Genomic DNA, 20,593 nt, shown 5'->3' on the forward strand with positions numbered 1-20,593 from the left:
CGCGGGTCAGCTGTCACCCATCGGCCTGCGCGGCCAAGGCGGAGGCGACGCGTGCCGCTGCGGCCTCGGGGCGGGAGGTCACGTCCTGCCACGTGAGCCGCAGGACGACGTAGCCGCGGGCCCGGAGCCACGCGTCCTTGTCCGCGTCACGCCGGCGGCGCTCCGCGGTGCGGTGATACCTCCAGCCGTCGGTCTCCACGATGACCCAGGCGTCCGGCCAGAGGAAGTCGGGCACCCACGGTCCCAGGCTCTGGTTGACGACGGGACGTGCGATCCCGTGCGCGGCGCAGAGCTTCAGGAACCGCAGCTCGAGGATGCTCGCGACGGCAGCGGGGTCGACGGCGTCCTCCAGGATCGCACGCAGCGCCGGGGCGCCGCGGCAGCCGCGGCGGCAGACGACCTCGGCGGCGAGGTCGGCGGGATCCAGGTGATGGCGCACCTGAGCCTGCTCGAACATGCGGGCCAGCGCGGGTGGGCGCAGGACCCCGGCGAGGTCGAGGTGGGTCCGCACGAGCGTCGTCACGCGCAGACCGTCACGCACCGTCACGTGCTCGGCGGGCAGGTCGGCCCGATGGACGATGATCCTCCGGCGGTGACCGCGACCGGAGCGGCGCGGGACGGTCACCTCGGTCGGGACGGCACCGCGCAGGAGCTCCCAGTGCGCGCCGGCCGCGCGGAAGCTGAGAGCCGCGTCATCGCCCATCGTCAAGAGCGCCGAGGCGAACGTGCCCATGCGGCTCGACGGTCTGGCCCCGACGACGTAGACCCGATGGTGCTCGCGGACGAGCCAGCCCTTCTGCGTCCACCGCCGGACGCGATGCTCGTCGGCGCCGGCGACCACGAGCTGCTCCCAGGTGATGCGCCCGTGCTGGCGCTCCGCGGTACGGCGGATGCGGTGGATGACGGCGTCGGCGTCCATACCCCCAATAGGTCGCGGGCGCCCCGGGTCCGCCCCCGCCGGCCGGCTCCCTGGCGCGTCGGCGCTCGTCGCGGCGCCCCGGGTCCGAGATCCGGCGAGTGACGGCTCACCCGCGCGGTGGGGCGCTCAGCTGTCATCCGCCGGCCGTAGGGTGGCCGTACGGAGCGGCTTACCACCCCCGCCGGTCGCCAAACCCCGCCCTGCGCTATCCTCATCCGGTGACTCGCTCCGGGGCGGGTCTTTTCTTTGCCCCGGCTGCTGCCAGTCGCCGTCCACCACCTTAAGCATCGGGAGCCCGTAATGGCCCGCGGAGACGTGCGTATCGCTGTGACCCTCGCCTGCGAGGACTGCAAGCGTCGCAACTACCAGACGAACAAGAGCAAGCGGAACAATCCGGACCGCATCTCCATGAGCAAGTACTGCAAGTGGTGCCGCTCGCACACCAGCCACAAGGAGACCCGCTAATCCCGGGTGTGCTCTGACGTGGCCGAAGCACCCGAAGACGAGCAGGACCTGGCGGCCGCCCCCGGCGACGCCGAGCTCGAGCGCGCTGCGCTCGCGGGCGCCCCTGCCCGTGGCGCCGCCGCCGTCCCGGGCGCGCCGACCACCCGGGGCATCGGTCGCTTCACCGCGTTCCTCCGTGCCTCGTGGGCCGAGCTGCAGCGGGTGCAGTGGCCGGACCGCAGCCAGGTCGGACAGGCCACCGCCGTCGTCATCGGCTTCGTGATCGTCGCGGGGGCCTACCTCGGCCTCGCCGACGCGCTCGCGAAGAAGATCGTCGACTACATCCTCTAGGCCGACCCGAGAAGAGAACGAGACTTCACAACATGTTCCGCTGGTACGTCGTCAACACCTACTCCGGCCACGAGAAGAAGGTCAAGCAGAACATCGAGCACCGGGCGGAGACGCTCGGGCAGAAGCGGTTCCTGCGCCAGGTCGTCATCCCCACCGAGACCGTCTCGGAGATGAAGGAGGGGGTGAAGGAGACGAAGGAGAAGCGCACGATGCCCGGCTACGTGCTCATCAACCTCGATCTCAACGAGAACTCCTGGCAGCTCGTGAAGGGCACCCCCGGCGTCACCGGGTTCGTCGGCTCCGCCAACGAGCCGGTCCCGCTGACCCAGCCCGAGGTCGACCGCCTGCTGCACCGCGAGGTCGCGCAGAAGGTCGCCACGAAGGCGCAGTTCACCATCGGCGAGTCGGTCAAGGTCGTCCATGGCCCCCTGTCGGACTTCTCGGGAGAGATCTCGGAGGTCAATCAGGAGCAGGCCAAGCTGAAGGTGCTTGTGTCAATCTTCGGGCGTGAGACCCCGGTCGAAGTCGGCTTCGACCAGGTCAAGAAGATCTAGTTTCACAGTCCGCAACGAATCGCGGACACTGACGTTCCGCAGCACCGCAGCACGACGAACATCCGCGACGACCACTTCCCCCGGACAGGCCGGGGCCGTGGCAGGAGATAGCAATGGCTAAGAAGGTCCTCACCACCATCAAGCTGCAGGCCGCAGGCGGCCAGGCCAGCCCGGCGCCGCCGGTCGGCCCCGCGCTGGGTCAGCACGGCATCAACATCATGGAGTTCTGCAAGGCGTTCAACGCGCAGACCCAGGGTGACCAGGGCACGACGATCCCCGTCGTCATCACCGTGTACGAGGACCGCTCGTTCACGTTCGTCACCAAGACGCCCCCGGCCGCCGTGCTCATCCGCCAGGCGCTGTCGATCGACAAGGGCTCGGCCGAGCCGCAGAAGACGAAGGTCGGCAAGCTCTCCCAGGCCCAGATCGTGGGCATCGCGGAGAAGAAGCTGCCGGACCTCAACGCGAACGACATCGACGCCGCGGTGAAGATCATCGCCGGCACCGCCCGCTCGATGGGCGTGGAGGTGGAGGCCTGATGCCCAAGCACGGCAAGTCCTACAACGAGGTCAAGGCCAAGGTCGACCGCACGGTCGAGGTCTCCCCGGCCGCCGCGGTGAAGCTCGTCAAGGAGCTCAAGCGCGCGAAGTTCACCGAGTCGATCGAGATCCACGTCCGCACGGGCCTGAACGTCCGCCACGCGGACGAGCAGCTGCGCGGCACGATCGCGCTGCCCCACGGCCTCGGTAAGGAGGTCAAGATCGCGGTCTTCGCCCGTGGCGACAAGGCCGCCGAGGCGACCGCCGCCGGCGCCGACGTCGTCGGTGACGAGGATCTGGCCAAGCGCGTCGAGGAGGGCTTCACCGACTTCGACGTGGCGATCGCGACCCCCGACATGATGCCCGTCGTCGGCCGCCTCGGCCGCGTCCTCGGCCCGTCGGGCAAGATGCCCAACCCGAAGGTCGGCACCGTGACGATGGACGTCGCGAAGGCCGTCACGGAGGCGAAGGCCGGCAAGGTCGAGTACCGCACCGACCGCACCGCGATCGTCCACCTGACGATCGGCAAGGTCGATTTCCCCGACTCCCAGCTGCTCGAGAACTACGCCGCCGTCATCGACGAGCTGATGCGTGCCAAGCCGTCCGCGGCCAAGGGCAAGTACATCAAGTCGATCACCATGGCCTCGACCATGGGCCCCGGCGTCAAGGTCGACCCCACCCGCATCAAGGACATCCTCGAGGAGGCCACGCCCACCGCGGCGTAGTCACCACCCTCGAGGCCACCACAGACCCGCGGCAGGCCGGCGCACACCCGTGCTCCGGCTGCTAAGCCCGCGATAGGAGGCTCATGAACAGAGAGCAGAAAGCCACGGCGATCGCAGAGATCGCCGGCCAGATCCAGGAGTCCGAGGCGATCTTCGCCGTGGACTACCGCGGGATCACCGTCGCCCAGGTCGCCGACCTGCGGACGAAGCTTGCCGAGTCGGACGCCTCGCTGCGTGTCGTCAAGAACACGCTGACCGAGCGTGCGGCCGATCAGACCGAGACCGAGGCGCTGAAGGCGCTGCTGTCCGGCCCGACCGCGCTGGCGTTCGTGCGCGGCGACGTCGCGGGGGCCGCCAAGGCCCTCGCGGACGCCCAGAGGTCGACGACGTTCCTCGCCTTCAAGGGCGGCGTGCTGAACGGGGAGGCGCTCGACGCCGCCCAGATCACCGCGCTGTCGAAGCTCCCGAGCCGCGACGTGCTGTACCAGCAGCTCGTCGGCCTCGTGGCCTCGCCGCTCACCGGCCTGGCCCGGAGCCTCAACGGGCTCATCGGAGGCCTCGCGATCGCCCTCGACGGCGTGCGCGAGAAGAAGGAGTCGGGCGAGATCCCCTCGGGCGACGCGCCGGCAGCTGCCGCCGCTCCCGCCGAGGAGGCGCCCGCCGAGGAGGCCCCGGCCGCCGAGGCCGACACGACCGACGCTGTAGCAACGGAGGACGAAGCGGCCCCGCCCGCCGCGCCTGCCGACACCACTGACCAGACCCCCCAGGAGGACTGACACACATGAGCACCACCGCTGAATGGATCGAAGAGCTGAAGAGCATCTCCGTGCTGGAGCTGTCTGAGCGCATCAAGGCGCTCGAGGAGGAGTTCGGCGTGTCCGCGACGGCCGTCGCCGCTGCGGCGCCCGCGGGCGGCGGCGGCGACGCCGGCGGCGCGGCCGAGGAGGAGTCCACCACGAGGGACGTCATCCTCACCGCGGCCGGCGACAAGAAGATCCAGGTCATCAAGGTCGTCCGCGCGGCGACCGGCCTGGGCCTGAAGGAGGCCAAGGCGCTCGTCGACGAGGCCCCCAAGCCCATCAAGGAGGGCCTGGAGAAGGACGAGGCCGAGAAGCTCAAGGCCGAGCTCGAGGAGGCCGGCGGCTCCGTCGAGCTCAAGTAGCTCGGAGCCCCGCTCCACGTCGTATCCGAGGGCGCCCACCGGGCGCCCTCGGTCGTTCCGGCGCGTTCCCGCCGCGACCCCCGCGAGCGCAACATTCGTCGAGCCGCCGGGTCCCAGCCACAATCTGGTGGATCGGAACTACGATGCGAGGGTGAAGACCGGTCTGCAGCTGGGCCTCGCCGAGCATCAGGCACTCCTCGAGAACGCACCCGACGCGATGGTCATCGTCGACCCCGAGGGCCTGATCGTGCTCGTGAACGCCCAGACCGAGCGGCTGCTGGGCTACTCGCGCGACGAGCTCATCGGCCGTCCGGTCGAGACGCTCGTGCCGGCGCGCCTGGCCGACCGCCACGGCGGCCATCGCGCGGTCTTCGCGGCGGACGCCCGCCCGCGGGCCATGGGCGGGCAGCTGGAGCTCTCGGCGCTGCGTAGCGACGGCGTCGAGGTCCCCGTCGAGATCTCGCTCAGCCCGCTCCGCCACGATGGGCTGCCGCTCGTCTCCGCCGCCATCCGCGACGTGACCGAGCGACGCCGCCTTCACGGCCTCTTCCGCGGCGTGCTCGAGTCCGCGCCGGACGCCATGGTCATCGTCGACGCCGAGGGCGTCATCCAGCTCATCAACCGGCAGACCGAGAAGCTCTTCGGCTACCCCCGGCACGAGCTCGTCGGCCGCCCGGTGGAGATGCTCGTCCCCGAGCGCCTGCGCGCCCGTCATCCGCGTCACCGCGAGGCGTTCGCCGCGAGCCCGCGCCCGCGCCCGATGGGGGCGGGCCTCGAGCTGTGGGCGCGCCGCGCCGACGGCAGCGAGTTCCCGGTCGAGATCTCCCTCAGCCCGCTGACCGGGACCGAGCAGCCGATGTCCTGTGCGGCGATCCGCGACGTCACCGACCGGCGCGCCGTCGAGGCGGAGCTCCGCGACCACCGCGAGCGGCTCGAGGAGCTCGTGAGCGAGCGGACGAACGCGCTCGCCGCGACGAACCGGGAGCTCGAGGCGTTCTCCTACACCGTCTCCCACGACCTGCGCGCGCCGCTGCGGAGCATCGACGGCTTCGGCCAGGCGCTCATCGAGGACCATGCCGGGCAGCTCGACGAGGTCGGCCTCGACCACCTGCACCGGATCAGACGGGCGAGCCAGCGGATGGCGACCCTGCTCGACGGCCTGCTGTCGCTCTCGCGCCTGACCCGCACCGACCTCAGGCGCGAGCCGGTCGACCTCTCGGCGGTCGCCCGGGAGATCGCGGACGAGCTGGCCCCCGACCCGGCCGAGCGGGCCGTCACCGTCGACATCACGCCCGGGATCGTCGTCGACGCCGTCCCCCCGCCAGGTCGGTGTCGCGATGGAGAACCTCCTCGGCAACGCCTTCAAGTTCACGGCGACCACCGAGGACGCCCGCATCGTCGTCGAGCCGGGGACCCTCGCCGGTGAGCCGGCGGTCGTCGTCCGCGACAACGGACAGATTCGACATGGCCTACGCCGACAAGCTCTTCGGCGCCTTCCAGCGTCTCCACGCCGAGCGCGAGTTCCCGGGCAGCGGCCTCGGGCTCGCCACGGTCCAGCGCATCATCACGCGCCACGGCGGCCGCATCGAGGCCGAGGGCCACGTCGGGCAGGGCGCCCGCTTCACCTTCCGGTTCGCCCCGTGAGCCGCGACCGCGACACCCCGCTCATCCTCCTCGTCGAGGACAGCGCCGACGACGAGGCGCTGACCCTTCGCGCCCTCTCGCGCAGCGGCGTCGCGAGCGACGTCGAGGTCGTCCGGGACGGCGCCGAGGCGCTCGACTACCTCATCGGCGAGGGCTGCGAGGAGCGCCGGCTCCCGGCCCTCGTCCTGCTCGACCTGAAGCTCCCGCGCATCGACGGCCTCGAGGTCCTCCGCCGCCTGCGCGAGCACGAGCGCACGACGCTCATGCCGATCGTCATCCTCACGACCTCCCACGAGGACCGCGACCGCCTCGACGGCTACCGCCTACGGGTCAACAGCTACATCCGCAAGCCCGTCGACTTCTCGCAGTTCGCCGAGGCCATCCGGCAGCTCGGCCTCTACTGGCTGGTCATCAACGAGCCGCCACCGTCGTGACCGCCCCCGGCCGCCCGCTCCGTGTCCTGCTCGTCGAGGACGACGAGGACGACGAGCAGCTCATCCTCCGGGCGCTGCGCCGTGCCGGCTGGGACGTGGAGAGCGCCCGCGTCGTCGACGAGCCCGCGCTCCGCGCCGCGCTGGCCGACCGCTACGACGCGATCATCTCCGACCACGGCCTGCCGGGCTTCGACTCCCGCTCGGCCCTGCGGATCGTCCGCGAGCACGACCCCGACATCCCGTTCATCATCGTCTCCGGCACGATCGGCGAGGAGTCCGCCGTCGACGCGATGGCCGCGGGGGCGAGCGACTACGTCATGAAGGGCAGCCTCTCGCGCCTCGCGCCCGCGCTGGACCGCGAGCTCGAGGAGGCGGCGGCGAACGCCCGCCGCCGCGAGGCGGACGCCAAGGCCGCGCACCTCGCCGCGATCGTCGAGTCCTCCTTCGACGCGATCATGGCCGTCGACCGCCAGCGCCGCCTGACCTGCTGGAACCCGGGGGCCGAGCGGATGTACGGGTGGCCGGCGGAGGAGATGCTCGGCCGCGACATCGGCTCGGTACTCACCCCGGAGGCCCGCGAGGAGCTCGACGCGCTCCTCGGCGCCGCGCTCGCCGGGGCCCGCACCGCCGAGGTCGAGACCTCGCGGCGCACGCGCGACGGCCGCCCCGTCGAGGTCGCGCTCGCCCTCACCCCGATCCGGGACGCGGCGGGGGAGGTCGTCGCCGTCTCGCTCGTCGAGCGCGACATCGCGGAGCGCCGGCGCCTGCTCGCCCAGCTCGAGCACCTCGCCTCGCACGACGCCCTCACCGGCCTGCTGAACCGGCGCGGGCTCGAGGACGAGCTCGGCGGCGCCCTCGCCCGCGCCGACCGCTACGCGGAGCCCGTCGCCCTCGTCATCCTCGACCTCGACAACTTCAAGGACACGAACGACACGCTCGGCCACAGCGCGGGGACGCCCTCATCTGCGACGTCGCCGACCGCCTCGAGCGCAGCGCCCGCGCCGCCGACGTCGTCGCGCGGCTCGGCGGCGACGAGTTCGCGATCGTCCTCCCGCGGGCGGATGCGGAGACCGCGGAGCTCGCGGCCGAGCGGTTCCGGGCCGCGATCGCCGACGCGACGGGCCGCTCGCTCACCACGACGGCGAGCGTCGGGGTCGCCGTCCACGAGCACGGCGCGAGCGTCGACGACCTCCTGGTCCGCGCGGACCTCGCGATGTACACGGCGAAGGCCGAGGGCCGCAACACCGTGCGCCGGGCGTCCACCGCGGAGCAGACGCGCCTGACCGCACTCGTGTCGACGGAGGCGCGCATCCGCGCCGCGCTGCAGGAGGGCGGCTTCCGGCTCGCGCTGCAGCCGATCGTCCCGCTCCACGGCGGGCTGCCGCTCAAGGGCGAGCTGCTGCTCCGCATGCGCGACGCCGGCCGCCTCCTGCTGCCGGCCGAGTTCCTCGACGTCGCCGACCGCCGCGGCCTCATGGTCGGCGTGGACCGCTGGGTCATCGACGAGGCGCGCGCCCTCGTCGCGGAGGGCGCGCTGGGGGAGACGGGGTGCGTCGGCATCAACCTCTCCGGTCACTCGTTGAACGACCCCGGCCTCGCGGGATTCCTCGACGCCGCGCTCGCCAGGCACGGCGTGGACCCGTCGATCCTCGTCTTCGGGATCACGGAGACGACCGCGATCGCGAACGTCGCCCGGGCCGCCGCCCTGGCCGAGCGGCTGCGCGGCTCCGGGTGCCGGGTCGCGCTCGACGACTTCGGGGCGGGCTTCGCGTCCTTCGCCTACCTCCGCCACCTCCCGCTCGACTTCCTGAAGATCGACGGCCAGTTCATCCGCGACCTCCGGGCGAGCCGCACCGACCAGGTGCTCGTGCAGGGCATGGTGTCGGTCGCGCACGGGCTCGGGCTGCAGACCGTCGCCGAGTGCGTCGAGGACGCCGGGCTGCTGCGCGGCTACGGGGTGGACTACGCCCAGGGCTTCCACACCGGGCGGCCGCGGCTCGTGGAGCGAGGGGTGGCGACCCCGGACCCGGACAGCTACACTCGGACGTGATCGACCGATAGCCGTAGCCGCCCGAAGGACGTGTCCCCGCCACATACGGGGAGCACACGAAGCGGGGTCCGTGAGCGTCGATCCGCCCTCCCTGGGGGCAGCAGCTTGCTGTGCTATCTTGGACAGTCGCGCTCGCCCTCGCCGGTGAGCCCGCCCTCGTCTCGTCCTTCCCGACCCCTTGAGGAGTCGCCCGTCGTGCCTCGTGTTGACGCCCCCCGCAAGCGCCGTACCTTCGCGCGCTTGGACAAGTCCGTCGAAGTCCCCAACCTCATCGACATCCAGCGCAAGTCGTTCGAGTGGTTGGTCGACACCGAGAAGGGAGGCTTGCGGGAGACGATCGACGACATCTCCCCGATCGAGGACTACACCGGCCACCTCGCCGTCAACTTCGGCGACTTCCACTTCGACGAGCCGGCCGCCACGATCGAGGAGTGCCGCGAGAAGGACCTGACGTACTCCCGTCCCCTGACGGTCACCGTCGCGTTCATCAACCACGAGACGGGCGAGATCCGCGAGCAGTCGGTCTTCATGGGCGACTTCGCCTGGATGACCGAGCGCGGCACGTTCATCATCAACGGCACCGAGCGCGTCGTCGTCACGCAGCTCGTCCGCTCCCCCGGCGCCTACCTCATGGAGCCGAAGGACCGCGAGAAGCAGGTCTTCATCGCGAACCTCATGCCGGCCCGCGGCTCGTGGCTCGAGCTCGAGATCGACAAAAAGGGCAAGGTCTTCGTCCGCATCGACCGCAAGCGCAAGCTGCCGGTCACCGTGCTGCTGCGCGCGATGACGTACGACCCCGAGGTCGACGGCACGCGCGAGGAGTCCGAGGAGGACATCGCGAAGCTCGACGCCGAGATCCTCGAGCTGTTCGAGAACTCGCTCTACATCCGGAACACCATCGAGGGCGACCCGGAGACGACGAAGACGAAGAAGGGCGCGCTCATCGAGCTCTTCAAGAAGCAGCGCCCCGGCGAGCCGCCGTCCGTCGACGCCGCGTACGCCCTGCTCCAGCAGCTCTTCTTCGACCCCAAGCGCTACGACCTCACCCGCGTGGGTCGCTACAAGCTCAACGCGCGCCTGGGCCTCGACATCGACCTCGACACCCGCCAGCTCACGCACGGCGACATCCACGCCCTCGTGCGTGAGCTCGTCGCCCTGCCGCGCATCCTCGGTATCCCGGAGGACGGCGAGGTCGAGATCAAGGACTACGCCGCCGAGGCCGCGTCCATGCCCCGCGAGCCCGTCGACGAGCACCTCGACGAGTACGAGCACTTCGGCAACCGCCGCCTGCGCACCGTCGGCGAGCTCATCCAGGAGGCCTTCCGCATCGGCCTCTACCGCATGGAGCGCGTCGTCCGCGAGCGCCTCACGACGGAGGACGAGGACACGATCACGCCGCAGACGATCGTGAACATCCGCCCGGTCGTCGCCGCGCAGAAGGAGTTCTTCGGCTCCTCGCAGCTCTCGCAGTTCATGGACCAGACGAACTCGCTGGCGGGCCTCACGCACCGCCGCCGCCTCAGCGCCCTCGGGGCCGGCGGCCTGACCCGCGAGCGCGCGCCCATCGAGGTCCGCGACGTCCACCCGACCCACTACGGCCGCATGTGCCCGATCGAGACGCCGGAGGGTCCGAACATCGGCCTCATCGGTTCGCTGTCGAGCTACGCGCAGGTCTCCGAGCACGGCTTCGTCACGACGCCCTACCGGGTCGTCAAGGACGGGAAGATGACGGACGAGATCGTCCGCCTCGACGCCACGCAGGAGGAGATCCGCCTCATCGCGCAGGCGGACACGCCCGTCGACAAGGACGGCAAGCTCATCGGCACGGACATCATCTGCCGGACGCAGGCCGGCCAGTACGTCATGGTCGAGCCGGGCGCCGTCGAGCTGATGGACGTCTCGCCCGAGCAGATCTGGTCCGTCGCCACGGCGATGATCCCGTTCCTCGAGCACGACGACGCCAACCGCGCCCTCATGGGCTCGAACATGCAGCGCCAGGCCGTCCCGCTGCTCGTGCCGGACGCCCCGGTCGTCGGCACCGGCATGGAGAAGCGCGCCGCGCACGACACCGGCGACATCCTCCTCGCCGCGTTCGACGGCGAGATCACGCACGTCGACGCCACCTCGATCATCCTCGAGAACCCGGCCGGCGACGAGCGCAAGGAGTACGAGCTCCAGAAGTTCATGCGCTCCAACCAGGGCACCCTCATCCACCAGAAGCCGCGCGTGAACACGGGCGACAAGGTGGCCAAGGGCGACCTGCTGGCGGACGGCTCGGCCTCCGACCACGGCGAGATGGCGCTCGGCAAGAACCTGCGCGTCGCCTTCATGTCCTGGGAGGGCTACAACTTCGAGGACGCGATCATCCTCTCGAAGCGGCTCGTGAAGGACGACGAGCTCACCTCGATCCACATCGAGGAGTACGAGATCGACGCCCGCACGACGAAGCTCGGCGACGAGGAGATCACCCGCGACATCCCGAACCGCTCGGAGGAGTCGCTCCGCAACCTCGACGACCGCGGCATCGTCCGCATCGGCGCCGAGGTCACCTCGGGCGACCTGCTCGTCGGCAAGGTCACGCCGAAGGGCGAGACCGAGCTCACCGCCGAGGAGAAGCTCATCCGGGCGATCTTCAAGGAGAAGGCCCGCGAGGTCCGCGACACCTCCCTGAAGGTGCCCCACGGCGAGGGCGGCGTCGTCATCGACGTCATGACCTTCAGCCGCGAGAACGGCGACGACCTGCCGCCGGGCGTCAACGACCTCGTCCGCGTGTTCGTCGCGAAGAAGCGCAAGATCTCCGAGGGCGACAAGCTCGCCGGCCGCCACGGCAACAAGGGCGTCATCTCGAAGATCGTCGACGACCACGACATGCCGTTCATGGAGGACGGCACCCCGGTCGACGTCATCCTCAACCCGCTCGGCGTCCCGTCCCGCATGAACGTCGGCCAGCTCCTGGAGGTCCACCTCGGGTGGGCCGCCGCCGAGGGCTGGTACGACGACCCCGAGAAGGGCTTCGAGCACGGCAAGGGCAAGGTCTACACCGCGACCCCCGTGTTCGACGGCGCCTCGGTGACCGACGTGGACAACGCGCTCGTCAACTGGCAGCGCGACCACATCAAGGCCGGCGGCCCGATCCGCATGGACGTCGACGAGTCCCGCCGCGACGGCACGAAGGCGGCCGGCAAGTTCCGGCTGTACAACGGCCGCACCGGTGAGCCGTTCGACCAGATGGTCACGGTCGGCTACATGTACATCCTGAAGCTCCTCCACCTCGTGGACGACAAGATCCACGCGCGCTCGACCGGCCCGTACTCGCTCGTCACCCAGCAGCCGCTGGGCGGCAAGGCGCAGTTCGGCGGCCAGCGCTTCGGCGAGATGGAGGTGTGGGCCCTGGAGGCGTACGGCGCCGCCTACACGCTGCAGGAGATGCTCACGATCAAGTCCGACGACACCGTCGGCCGCGTGAAGGCGTACGAGGCGATCGTCAAGGGCGAGAACATCGCCGAGCCGTCGATCCCCGAGTCCTTCAAGGTCCTCCTGAAGGAGATGCAGTCGCTCGGCCTCGACGTGAACGTCGTGTCCGAGGAGGGCACCCGCGCGGAGATGCAGGACGAGGACGACGACCTGCTCCGGGCCGCCGAGGAGCTCGGCATCGACCTCTCCGGCGTGCGCGCCGCGGTCACCGACGACGCGGCGGACGAGCAGACGGAGGAGTCGGCCGACGAGGAGTCGGACGACGACGCAGGACCCGAGGCCGCCGGCGACGTGCCGGACCTCGAGCTGGCCACTGACGACGGAGACGAGGCGTAACACAGCATGATTGACATCAACAACTTCGACGCGATCGAAATCGGTCTCGCCTCCTCCAAGCAGATCCGTTCCTGGTCCTCCGGCGAGGTCACCAAGCCGGAGACGATCAACTACCGCACGCTGAAGCCGGAGAAGGACGGCCTCTTCTGCGAGCGCATCTTCGGTCCCACGAAGGACTGGGAGTGCTACTGCGGCAAGTACAAGCGCGTCCGCTACAAGGGCATCGTCTGCGAGCGGTGCGGCGTGGAGGTCACGCGCTCCAAGGTGCGCCGCGAGCGCATGGGCCACATCGACCTCGCCGCCCCGGTGAGCCACATCTGGTTCTTCAAGGGCGTCCCGAGCCGCATCGGCTACCTCCTCGACATGGCTCCCAAGGAGCTCGAGAAGATCCTGTACTTCGCGGCGTCGATCGTGACGTCCGTGGACCAGGAGGCGCGCTGGCGCGACATCCCGAAGCTCCAGGAGGAGATGCAGGCCGAGCTCACGCGCCTGCGTTCGGAGGAGCAGGAGCGGACCGGCGAGCTGCGCACCTCGCGCGAGGCGCGCCTCGCGTACCTCGCCGACGGCAGCCAGGGCGACTTCTCCGACGAGGACCACCTGTGGGCCGAGTCGCTCGACATCACCGTGAAGAAGCTCTCGGACGACGAGCGCAAGAAGCTCACGAACGAGGTCAAGAAGACCTTCGCGACCGACATCGACGACACCCAGGCCTACTACGAGGACGCGATCATGCGCCTCAAGGACGTCTGGAAGCTCTTCTCCAACCGTGACGAGCCGGCCGACGAGCCGCCCGCCGAGGGCGAGGACTGGCCGCTGGACTCCTACGTCGAGAAGCCCGTCGACAAGGACCAGTTCCAGCCGAAGCTCATCATCCAGGACGAGACGTTCTTCCGTGAGCTGAAGCACCGCTTCGGGTCCCCGTTCGGCTTCGGCGAATACTTCGTCGGCGGCATGGGCGCGGAGTACATCCGCGAGCTCCTGCGCGAGAAGCCCGACTACGACCGCGACGCGCCGCCGCGCAAGGTCGACCCCGACCGCCTGCCCGGCGACGACCTGCGCCCGCAGGACATGCCCGGCCTGTGCCCGGAGCACGAGCGCGTCGACCTCGAGGACATCGTCAAGAACGGCAAGGGGCAGAAGCAGGCCCGCTCGGTGAAGCGCCTGAAGGTGCTCTCCGCGTTCCTGAACTCCGGCAACAAGCCGGAGATGATGATCCTCGACGCCGTCCCGGTCATCCCGCCGGAGCTGCGCCCGATGGTCCAGCTCGACGGTGGCCGCTTCGCGACCTCCGACCTGAACGACCTGTACCGCCGCGTCATCAACCGCAACAACCGCCTCAAGCGGCTGCTCGACCTCGGCGCGCCGGAGATCATCGTCAACAACGAGAAGCGGATGCTGCAGGAGGCCGTCGACGCGCTGTTCGACAACGGCCGCCGTGGCCGTCCCGTCACCGGCCCGGGCAACCGGCCGCTGAAGTCGCTGTCCGACATGCTCAAGGGCAAGCAGGGCCGGTTCCGCCAGAACCTGCTCGGCAAGCGCGTGGACTACTCCGGCCGTTCGGTGATCGTCGCCGGCCCGTCGCTGAAGCTCCACCAGTGCGGCCTGCCGAAGCTCATGGCGCTCGAGCTGTTCAAGCCGTTCATCATGGCCCAGCTCGTCGAGCGCAAGGACGCGCAGAACATCAAGGCCGCCAAGAAGATGGTCGACTCGATGATCCCGCAGGTCTGGGACGTTCTCGAGCAGGTCATCCACGAGCACCCGGTGCTCCTCAACCGCGCGCCGACGCTCCACCGCCTGGGCATCCAGGCGTTCGAGCCGGTGCTCGTCGAGGGCAAGGCCATCCAGGTCCACCCGCTCGTCTGCGCGGCGTTCAACGCCGACTTCGACGGCGACCAGATGGCCGTCCACCTCCCGCTGAGCGCCGAGGCGCAGGCGGAGGCCCGGCTGCTCATGCTGTCGGCGAACAACATCCTGTCCCCGGCGCACGGTGCCCCGCTGGCCACGCCGTCGCAGGACATGGTGCTCGGCGCGTACTACCTCACGTACTCGAAGTACGACGAGGACCCGGCGGACCCGGACAAGCTCACGTTCGCGAAGCTCGAGGAGCTCCGTGACTCGGACCAGTGGCCCGCGGACCTCGCGCGCCCGCACTCGTTCCGCACCGCGCAGGAGGCCGAGACGGCCTACGAGCACAAGATCGTCGAGCTCCACGGGCTCGCCGAGTACCGCCGTCCCGGCGCGGAGGGCGGTCACGTCCTCACGACGATCGGCCGCATCATCTACAACGACAAGATCGAGCGTTCGCTGGAGGAGGCCCTCCGCGGCAAGTTCACCGACGAGGACCGGATCTTCGTCAACAAGTCGATGCGCAAGAAGGACACGACCCAGCTCATCGACGACCTCGTGCAGCGTCACGGGCCGTCGACGATCGCCCTCGTCCTCGACGCCTTCAAGGAGGTCGGCTTCAAGTTCGCGACCCAGGCCGGCATCACGGTCTCGAAGAACGACGTCGTGATCCCGCCGGAGAAGGGCGAGGTGCTCAAGAAGTACGAGGACCTCGTGGCCGAGATCCGCGAGCAGTACGACATGGGCCTCATCACGCAGGAAGAGCGCCACGAGATGGTCGTCGACCAGTGGAACGCCTGCACCGACGAGGTGGCCTCCAAGATGGAGCAGCACTTCGACGAGCTGAACCCCATCTTCATGATGGCCAACTCGGGTGCGCGTGGCTCCTTCAAGCAGATCCGCCAGCTGGCGGGCATGCGTGGCCTCATGGCCAACCCGAAGGGCGAGATCATCGAGCGGCCCATCAAGGCCAACTTCATGGAAGGCCTCGACGTCCTCGAGTACTTCATCTCGACCCACGGCGCCCGTAAGGGCCTCGCGGACACCGCCCTCCGCACCGCGGACTCCGGCTACCTGACGCGCCGTCTCGTCGACGTCGCCCAGGACGTCATCATCCGCGAGCCGGACTGCGGCACGACCGAGTACATCGGCGTCGAGGTCTACACGGCCACCGGGGACGTCAACGACAACCTCATCGGGCGTATCGCGGCCCTCGACATCACCGACAAGTCGGGCAAGCAGGTCATCGTCGCCGCCGGCGGCGAGATCGACCGGCCCGAGGCGGCGGCGATCGGCGAGGCCTACCGCGACGAGCTCGACGCGGGGGCCAACCCGCGCGTGCCGCTGCGGTCGACGCTGAAGTGCGTCGCCATCACCGGCGTGTGCCAGGCGTGCTACGGCCGCTCGATGGCGTCCGGCAAGACCGCGCAGATCGGTGACGCCGTCGGCATCATCGCGGCGCAGTCGATCGGCGAGCCCGGCACGCAGCTGACCATGCGCACGTTCCACACCGGCGGCGTCGCCGGCGCGGACATCACGCACGGCCTGCCGCGCATCGTCGAGCTCTTCGAGGCCCGCAAGCCGAAGGGCCTCGCGCGGATCGCGGAGCAGAGCGGCACGGTCACGATCGAGGAGACGGACAAGGCCCTCACCGTCGTCATCACCGACGACACCGGCGAGGAGTTCCGCTACCCGTTCCCCCGCCGCACCCGCGTGTTCGTCGAGTCCGGCCAGACGGTCGAGGCCGGCGTCCAGCTCAACGAGGGCTCGATCTACCCGCACGAGCTCCTGGCCCTCCGCGGCCGCACGGAGACCGAGCGGTACCTCGTGAAGGAGGTGCAGGTCGTCTACAAGTCCCAGGGCGTGGACATCAACGACAAGCACGTCGAGCTCATCGTCCGCCAGATGCTCAAGAAGGTCCGCGTGGACCAGAAGGGCGACACGGACTACCTGCCCGGCCAGTTCGTCGACCGCTACGAGTTCTACAAGGCGAACGAGGAGATCAAGAAGAAGAAGGGCGAGCAGGCCCAGTACGAGGAGATCATCCTCGGCATCACGAAGGCCTCGCTGAACACGGACTCGTTCCTGTCGGCCGCCTCCTTCCAGGAGACGACGAAGGTCCTCACCGACGCCGCGCTCGAGGGCAAGAAGGACACCCTCAACGGGCTCAAGGAGAACGTGATCATCGGCAAGCTCATCCCGGCGGCCACCGGCCTCCGTCGCTACCGCCGCATCGAGATCGAGCCGGCGGAGCCGCTGCCCCGCGCGGTCGACGACCTCGGCCTGCTCGACAGCGACGAGATCCTCGGCCTCTCGGGCACCGATGACCTCGGCGGCTTCGGCACGGCCTTCTCGGAGGACATCGCGTCCCTCGAGGAGATCGGCGCCGGGGGCACCGACCCGGGCTTCGCGGAGGAGCTCGCGGACCTCGACATCCCGAGCGACTCGTAGCCGCTCGCTGATCGACCGCAGTCGTCGTACCGGAGGGCCCGCCACGGCGGGCCCTCCGTCGTTCCGGCCCCGCCGCGAGAGGGCGCGGTGGGTGGCGCGGCGCCGGCTCGGTGCCGGCGCCCGCGCCCATGGCGTGGTTCGGCCGCACCCCGGTGCCTGCGCGTAGGCTCCCGTCGATGCCGCCACCGACGCCCGTCCTCGTCGCCGACGCGGCGGCCCTCGACGCGAACGTCGCGGCCATGCAGGCCCTCGCGGACGCCCACGGCGTGTCGCTGCGCCCGCACGCCAAGGGCCATCGCGCCCCGTGGGTGGCGGCACGCCAGCTCGCGGCGGGGGCGACCGGCGTCGCGGTCGCGACCGCGGCCGAGGCCCGGATCCTCCTCGAGGCCGGCGTGGGGGACGTGCTGCTGACGACGATCCCGGCGCCGGGACGCGCGGCGGAGCTCGCGGCGCTCGGCCCGCCCGGCGCGCTGACGCTCGTCGCCCACACCCCGGCGCTCGTCGCCGTCCTCGCGGCGGCCGCGGCGGACGCCGGACGCACGCTGCGCGTGCTCGTCGACGTCGACGTCGGGCAGCGCCGTGGCGGCGCCCCGACCCCGGAGGCCGCGCTCGCGACCGCCGCCGCGGTGGCCGCCGCGCCGACCCTCGAGCTTCGCGGTGTCCAGGGCTACGACGGCCACCTGCAGGGGATTCCGGGCGCGGCCGCGCGCGCCGCGGGGCACGCAGAGGCGATGGCGCGGCTCGACGCGGTGGTCGTGGCGCTCTCCGGCGCGGGACTCGCCGCGCCGCTCGTGACCACCGCCGGCACCGCGACGGCCGCGCTCGCGGCCGCCCACCCGTCGGTCACCGAGATCCAGCCCGGGTCGTACGCGCTCATGGACCACCGATACGCCGCGATCGACGGTGTCGCCTTCACGCAGGCCGCCTTCGTGCTCACGTCCGTCACGGCGCTCATCGCGCCCGGCGAGGTCATCGTCGACGCGGGCACCCGCGCCGTGTCGACCGACCTCGGCGCGCCGCTCGTCGCCGGCCGCGACGCGACCTGGGTCAGCGCGGGCGACGAGCACGGGCGCGTCCCCGGGGACGTCGGCGACCTGCGCCCGGGCGACGTCCTGCGGCTCGTCCCGTCGCACACCGACACGACCGTCGTGCTGCACGGCGCCGTCGTCCCCGCCTGACCCGGAGCGGTCCGGGCTCAGAGTGCGGCCGCCCAGGCGCGCAGGCGCGCCGCCTCGACCGCCGTGAAGCCCGCCGCGGGCTGCGTGGGCACGAGCAGCGTCGGCCCGGGGCGGGCCGCGGCCCACCGCGCGCACGGCTCGTCGAGGACGTCGTCGATCCACGCCGCGGGGCGGTCCGGACCGAGGTGGGCGTCGATCGCGGCGAGCTTCCAGTGGCCCGCGAGGCTCGTCCCGGCGCGGGCGTCCCCCTTGTCGAAGTGCAGCACCGGCCAGGGCCCGAGCCCGAGCAGCCCGGGCAGGTGCTCGTTCGCCCGCTCCTCCCAGCCGGTGCACCAGACCGGCTCGAAGTCGGCCATCAGGTCGAGCAGGTGCGTGGCGGCGGTCGGCGAAAGCAGATGGGGCGAGCCGTCGACCTGCGCCCAGACGCCATCTGGACGTTCGTCCGGTGCGAATCCGAACAGGCTTATGACGCCATCGACGTCGACGAGAAGGGCCGGTTTGCTGCGCATTCCTGAGAGAACACTGACAATCGAGCCCGATCGGCGCGGTCCGGCCGGATCCTCGCTACCGTGAAAACGGGACGTGACCTTCAAGCCCACGGCGGGTATCTCCGATAACAGGGGTACCCCTCCGCCGTGAGTTCTGGCTTCGGCCACGCGGTTGCGACCCCCTCACCCCCCTTTATGAGCACTCAAATCGGAATCGCCCTCGCCTTCCTCTGCGCCATCGCCGCGAACCTCGGCTTCTTCTACAAGCACCGCGGCTGCAACGAGGTCCCGACGATCGACGTGAAGCATCCCCTCGCGTCGGCCAAGGCCCTCTGGGGCAGCAAGTGGTTCGCCGCCGGCATGGGCCTCGGCTTCGTCGGCTGGGCCCTGCACGTCGGCGCGATCGCGATGGCGCCGCTGTCGACGGTCCAGGTCGTGCTCTCCGGTGGGGTCGTGCTCATCGCCGTCATGGCGGACAAGCTCTTCGGGTTCTCGGTCGACCGCCGTCAGTGGTGGGGCCTCGGCCTCATGGCGTGCGGGCTCGCCCTCCTCGCCTTCACGATGCCCGGCGGCCACGGTCCCGGCGGCTACTCGCTCGAGGCGATGGTCGCGTTCGAGGGCGTCCTCCTCGGCCTCGGCGGCCTCCTGCTCCTCGGGCCGCGCACCGGCGCCCCGGCCGAGCACCACGGCATCATGCTCGCCGCCGCGACCGGCATCCTCTTCGGGGTCTGCAACGTCGCCGTGAAGGCCCTCACCGAGGTCATCGGCATGCACGGCATCGTCGGCATCCTCAGCCCCTGGGTCGTCGTCGCGGTCCTCGCGTCCGCCACCGCCTTCTACGCCTCGGCGATGTCGCTGCAGGACGGCGACGCGGTCTCCGTCATCGCCGTCACCGGCACGACGGCGAACATCGCCTGCATCGCCGGCGGCATCATCGTCTTCGGTGACCCGATGCCCCAGGACCTGCTCGGCATCGCCGGCACCGCCCTCGCCTTCATCATGGTCGTCGTCGCCAGCGCGCTGACCCCCGCGCCGATCCGCTCCACCGCGGCGGCCAAGGCCGGCGTCGCCCTCGGCGGCGCGGCCGCCTAAGCCGCCGTCGCCGGCTCCGCCCGCGCGCCCGCCCGCATCACGTCGGCGAGCAGCGCGGGGTCGTCCGAGAAGGGCGCGTGGCCGCAGCCGGGCAGCGCGATGTGGCGCGCCCAGGGCAGCACGTGCCGCGCCCGGTCGCGCTGACGGGTGAGCAGCAGGTAGTCGTGGTCGCCCCAGGCGATCGTGACGGGGACGCCCCGCAGCTCGTCGGCGTCGTGGAAGGTGTAGCCCGCGAAGGCGTCGCAGCAGGCGTCGAACGCCGGGGCCTTCGTCAGCAGGTCGAGGTGGTCGATCGCGGCCTCCGCGTCCATGAGCTGCGGCCGTGCGACGAGCTGCTTCATGAGGGCGACGCGGCCGACCGGGCTGCGCAGGAGCGTCGGCACGACCGGGGCGAGTACCCCCAGCAGGCGGCGCGCGTTCTGCAGCGACTGCTGGCAGAAGACCCGCTCGCGGCCCGTCCAGAAGCCGGCCGGGGAGATGGCGGTGGCGCTCCGGACGGCGCCCATGCGCGCGAGCTCGAGCGCGATCGCGCCGCCCATCGAGTTGCCTGCGACGTGCGGCACCTCGACCCGGGCCTCCTCGAAGAACTCGGCGACGCGAATGGCCTGCGCCTTGACGCTCGGCCCGGTGCCGTCGTGCGGCGAGTGGCCGAAGCCCGGCAGGTCGATCGCGATGACGTCGAAGTCCTCGGCGAGGCGGTCGAGGACGGGCTCGAAGATCCGCCACTGGCTGCCGATGCCGTGGACGAGGACGAGGGGCTCACCGGCGCCGCGGCGGACATGGTTCAGGGACACGCGGCCGAGCCTAAACCACGCCCCGCCCCGACCGCTGCGGTCCGACCTGGACACCCGGGCGGCCGGGCGTTGTCCACAAGTGCCAATGCCCCTGCGGGGCCACGGGGGTAGCC

General features: G+C 70.8%; 18 protein-coding genes and 1 pseudogene. 16 read left to right on the forward strand and 3 right to left on the reverse strand.

The genetic code is table 11. The features are described from left to right. Nucleotides 1-13 precede the first annotated feature (13 nt). Entirely contained in the window at nucleotides 14-919 is a 906-nt protein-coding gene (locus tag NBH00_RS04695; RefSeq protein WP_254572194.1) for a DUF559 domain-containing protein, read from the reverse strand. Nucleotides 920-1,219: 300 nt separating this feature from the next. Between NBH00_RS04695 and rpmG the strand changes: the two genes are divergently transcribed. From rpmG to NBH00_RS04770, 15 genes and pseudogenes are all read left to right on the forward strand, one after another. Continuing rightward, a complete protein-coding gene (gene rpmG, locus NBH00_RS04700) occupies nucleotides 1,220-1,384 on the forward strand; it encodes a 50S ribosomal protein L33 (RefSeq protein ID WP_302182698.1) in 165 nt (54 codons plus the stop codon). A gap of 18 nt (nucleotides 1,385-1,402) precedes the next feature. Further along, nucleotides 1,403-1,714: a preprotein translocase subunit SecE gene (gene secE / locus NBH00_RS04705; RefSeq protein ID WP_254572196.1), complete on the forward strand. Its 312-nt coding sequence runs from the start codon at nucleotides 1,403-1,405 to the stop codon at nucleotides 1,712-1,714. 32 nt (nucleotides 1,715-1,746) lie between these two features. Beyond that, nucleotides 1,747-2,268, forward strand: coding sequence for a transcription termination/antitermination protein NusG (nusG, locus tag NBH00_RS04710; protein ID WP_254572197.1), 522 nt, complete (start codon nucleotides 1,747-1,749; stop codon nucleotides 2,266-2,268). 113 nt (nucleotides 2,269-2,381) lie between these two features. Next, nucleotides 2,382-2,807, forward strand: coding sequence for a 50S ribosomal protein L11 (gene rplK / locus NBH00_RS04715; RefSeq protein ID WP_254572198.1), 426 nt, complete (start codon nucleotides 2,382-2,384; stop codon nucleotides 2,805-2,807). Next, on the forward strand, nucleotides 2,807-3,532 hold the full coding sequence (rplA, locus tag NBH00_RS04720; RefSeq protein WP_254572199.1) for a 50S ribosomal protein L1: 726 nt from the start codon (nucleotides 2,807-2,809) through the stop codon (nucleotides 3,530-3,532). The genes rplK and rplA overlap by 1 nt, the downstream gene beginning before the upstream one ends. Nucleotides 3,533-3,615: 83 nt before the next feature. Continuing rightward, on the forward strand, nucleotides 3,616-4,308 hold the full coding sequence (gene rplJ, locus NBH00_RS04725; protein ID WP_254572200.1) for a 50S ribosomal protein L10: 693 nt from the start codon (nucleotides 3,616-3,618) through the stop codon (nucleotides 4,306-4,308). Between the two features lie 5 nt (nucleotides 4,309-4,313). After that, nucleotides 4,314-4,694 (forward strand): 50S ribosomal protein L7/L12, encoded by a 381-nt coding sequence (gene rplL / locus NBH00_RS04730; RefSeq protein WP_254572201.1) that lies wholly within the window; start codon nucleotides 4,314-4,316, stop codon nucleotides 4,692-4,694. Nucleotides 4,695-4,845: 151 nt separating this feature from the next. Beyond that, nucleotides 4,846-6,120, forward strand: coding sequence for a sensor histidine kinase (locus tag NBH00_RS04735; RefSeq protein ID WP_254572202.1), 1,275 nt, complete (start codon nucleotides 4,846-4,848; stop codon nucleotides 6,118-6,120). A 38-nt stretch (nucleotides 6,121-6,158) separates the two neighbouring features. Continuing rightward, complete coding sequence (locus NBH00_RS04740) at nucleotides 6,159-6,338, forward strand: ATP-binding protein (RefSeq protein ID WP_254572203.1); 180 nt, start codon at nucleotides 6,159-6,161, stop codon at nucleotides 6,336-6,338. Next, nucleotides 6,335-6,772 carry a response regulator gene (locus NBH00_RS04745; RefSeq protein ID WP_254572204.1) on the forward strand — a complete coding sequence of 146 codons (438 nt, stop codon included), beginning with the start codon at nucleotides 6,335-6,337 and terminating at the stop codon, nucleotides 6,770-6,772. Before NBH00_RS04740 ends, NBH00_RS04745 begins: the two co-directional genes overlap by 4 nt. Then, nucleotides 6,769-7,964: pseudogene (locus tag NBH00_RS04750) on the forward strand (diguanylate cyclase domain-containing protein); the annotation flags it as partial. The gene NBH00_RS04745 and the pseudogene NBH00_RS04750, both read left to right, overlap by 4 nt. A gap of 21 nt (nucleotides 7,965-7,985) precedes the next feature. Next, complete coding sequence (locus tag NBH00_RS04755) at nucleotides 7,986-8,822, forward strand: EAL domain-containing protein (RefSeq protein WP_254572206.1); 837 nt, start codon at nucleotides 7,986-7,988, stop codon at nucleotides 8,820-8,822. A gap of 195 nt (nucleotides 8,823-9,017) precedes the next feature. Next, on the forward strand, nucleotides 9,018-12,632 hold the full coding sequence (gene rpoB, locus NBH00_RS04760) for a DNA-directed RNA polymerase subunit beta (RefSeq protein ID WP_302182699.1): 3,615 nt from the start codon (nucleotides 9,018-9,020) through the stop codon (nucleotides 12,630-12,632). Nucleotides 12,633-12,638: 6 nt separating this feature from the next. Further along, entirely contained in the window at nucleotides 12,639-16,928 is a 4,290-nt protein-coding gene (gene rpoC / locus NBH00_RS04765) for a DNA-directed RNA polymerase subunit beta' (protein ID WP_254572208.1), read from the forward strand. Nucleotides 16,929-17,104: 176 nt separating this feature from the next. Beyond that, nucleotides 17,105-18,106 (forward strand): alanine racemase, encoded by a 1,002-nt coding sequence (locus NBH00_RS04770; RefSeq protein ID WP_254572209.1) that lies wholly within the window; start codon nucleotides 17,105-17,107, stop codon nucleotides 18,104-18,106. Between the two features lie 17 nt (nucleotides 18,107-18,123). Here NBH00_RS04770 and NBH00_RS04775 read toward each other — a convergent pair whose 3' ends face one another. Beyond that, the gene (locus NBH00_RS04775; protein ID WP_254572210.1) at nucleotides 18,124-18,462 is read right to left on the reverse strand and encodes a hypothetical protein; all 339 of its coding nucleotides are present in this window, start codon (nucleotides 18,460-18,462) and stop codon (nucleotides 18,124-18,126) included. A gap of 327 nt (nucleotides 18,463-18,789) precedes the next feature. Between NBH00_RS04775 and NBH00_RS04780 the strand changes: the two genes are divergently transcribed. After that, nucleotides 18,790-19,686, forward strand: coding sequence for a DMT family transporter (locus tag NBH00_RS04780; protein WP_254572211.1), 897 nt, complete (start codon nucleotides 18,790-18,792; stop codon nucleotides 19,684-19,686). Here NBH00_RS04780 and NBH00_RS04785 read toward each other — a convergent pair. Then, nucleotides 19,683-20,480 (reverse strand): alpha/beta fold hydrolase, encoded by a 798-nt coding sequence (locus NBH00_RS04785; protein ID WP_254572212.1) that lies wholly within the window; start codon nucleotides 20,478-20,480, stop codon nucleotides 19,683-19,685. The genes NBH00_RS04780 and NBH00_RS04785 overlap by 4 nt on opposite strands. Between the last annotated feature and the right edge of the window lie 113 nt (nucleotides 20,481-20,593).

This window comes from Paraconexibacter antarcticus, from assembly GCF_024220175.1.
Classification (GTDB): Bacteria; Actinomycetota; Thermoleophilia; order Solirubrobacterales; family Solirubrobacteraceae; genus Paraconexibacter; species Paraconexibacter antarcticus.

Excerpts from the sequence above, each read along its gene's own strand:
- rplL (WP_254572201.1), top strand. The coding sequence starts at position 4,314 with ATGAGCACCACCGCTGAATGGATCGAAGAGCTGAAGAGCATCTCCGTG.
- NBH00_RS04755 (WP_254572206.1), top strand. The coding sequence starts at position 7,986 with ATGTACACGGCGAAGGCCGAGGGCCGCAACACCGTGCGCCGGGCGTCC.
- NBH00_RS04740 (WP_254572203.1), top strand. The coding sequence starts at position 6,159 with ATGGCCTACGCCGACAAGCTCTTCGGCGCCTTCCAGCGTCTCCACGCC.
- NBH00_RS04775 (WP_254572210.1), bottom strand. The coding sequence starts at position 18,462 with ATGGCCGACTTCGAGCCGGTCTGGTGCACCGGCTGGGAGGAGCGGGCG.
- rplJ (WP_254572200.1), top strand. The coding sequence starts at position 3,616 with ATGAACAGAGAGCAGAAAGCCACGGCGATCGCAGAGATCGCCGGCCAG.
- rpoC (WP_254572208.1), top strand. The coding sequence starts at position 12,639 with ATGATTGACATCAACAACTTCGACGCGATCGAAATCGGTCTCGCCTCC.
- nusG (WP_254572197.1), top strand. The coding sequence starts at position 1,747 with ATGTTCCGCTGGTACGTCGTCAACACCTACTCCGGCCACGAGAAGAAG.
- rplA (WP_254572199.1), top strand. The coding sequence starts at position 2,807 with ATGCCCAAGCACGGCAAGTCCTACAACGAGGTCAAGGCCAAGGTCGAC.
- NBH00_RS04695 (WP_254572194.1), bottom strand. The coding sequence starts at position 919 with ATGGACGCCGACGCCGTCATCCACCGCATCCGCCGTACCGCGGAGCGC.
- rplK (WP_254572198.1), top strand. The coding sequence starts at position 2,382 with ATGGCTAAGAAGGTCCTCACCACCATCAAGCTGCAGGCCGCAGGCGGC.
- rpmG (WP_302182698.1), top strand. The coding sequence starts at position 1,220 with ATGGCCCGCGGAGACGTGCGTATCGCTGTGACCCTCGCCTGCGAGGAC.
- NBH00_RS04780 (WP_254572211.1), top strand. The coding sequence starts at position 18,790 with ATGAGCACTCAAATCGGAATCGCCCTCGCCTTCCTCTGCGCCATCGCC.
- NBH00_RS04770 (WP_254572209.1), top strand. The coding sequence starts at position 17,105 with ATGCCGCCACCGACGCCCGTCCTCGTCGCCGACGCGGCGGCCCTCGAC.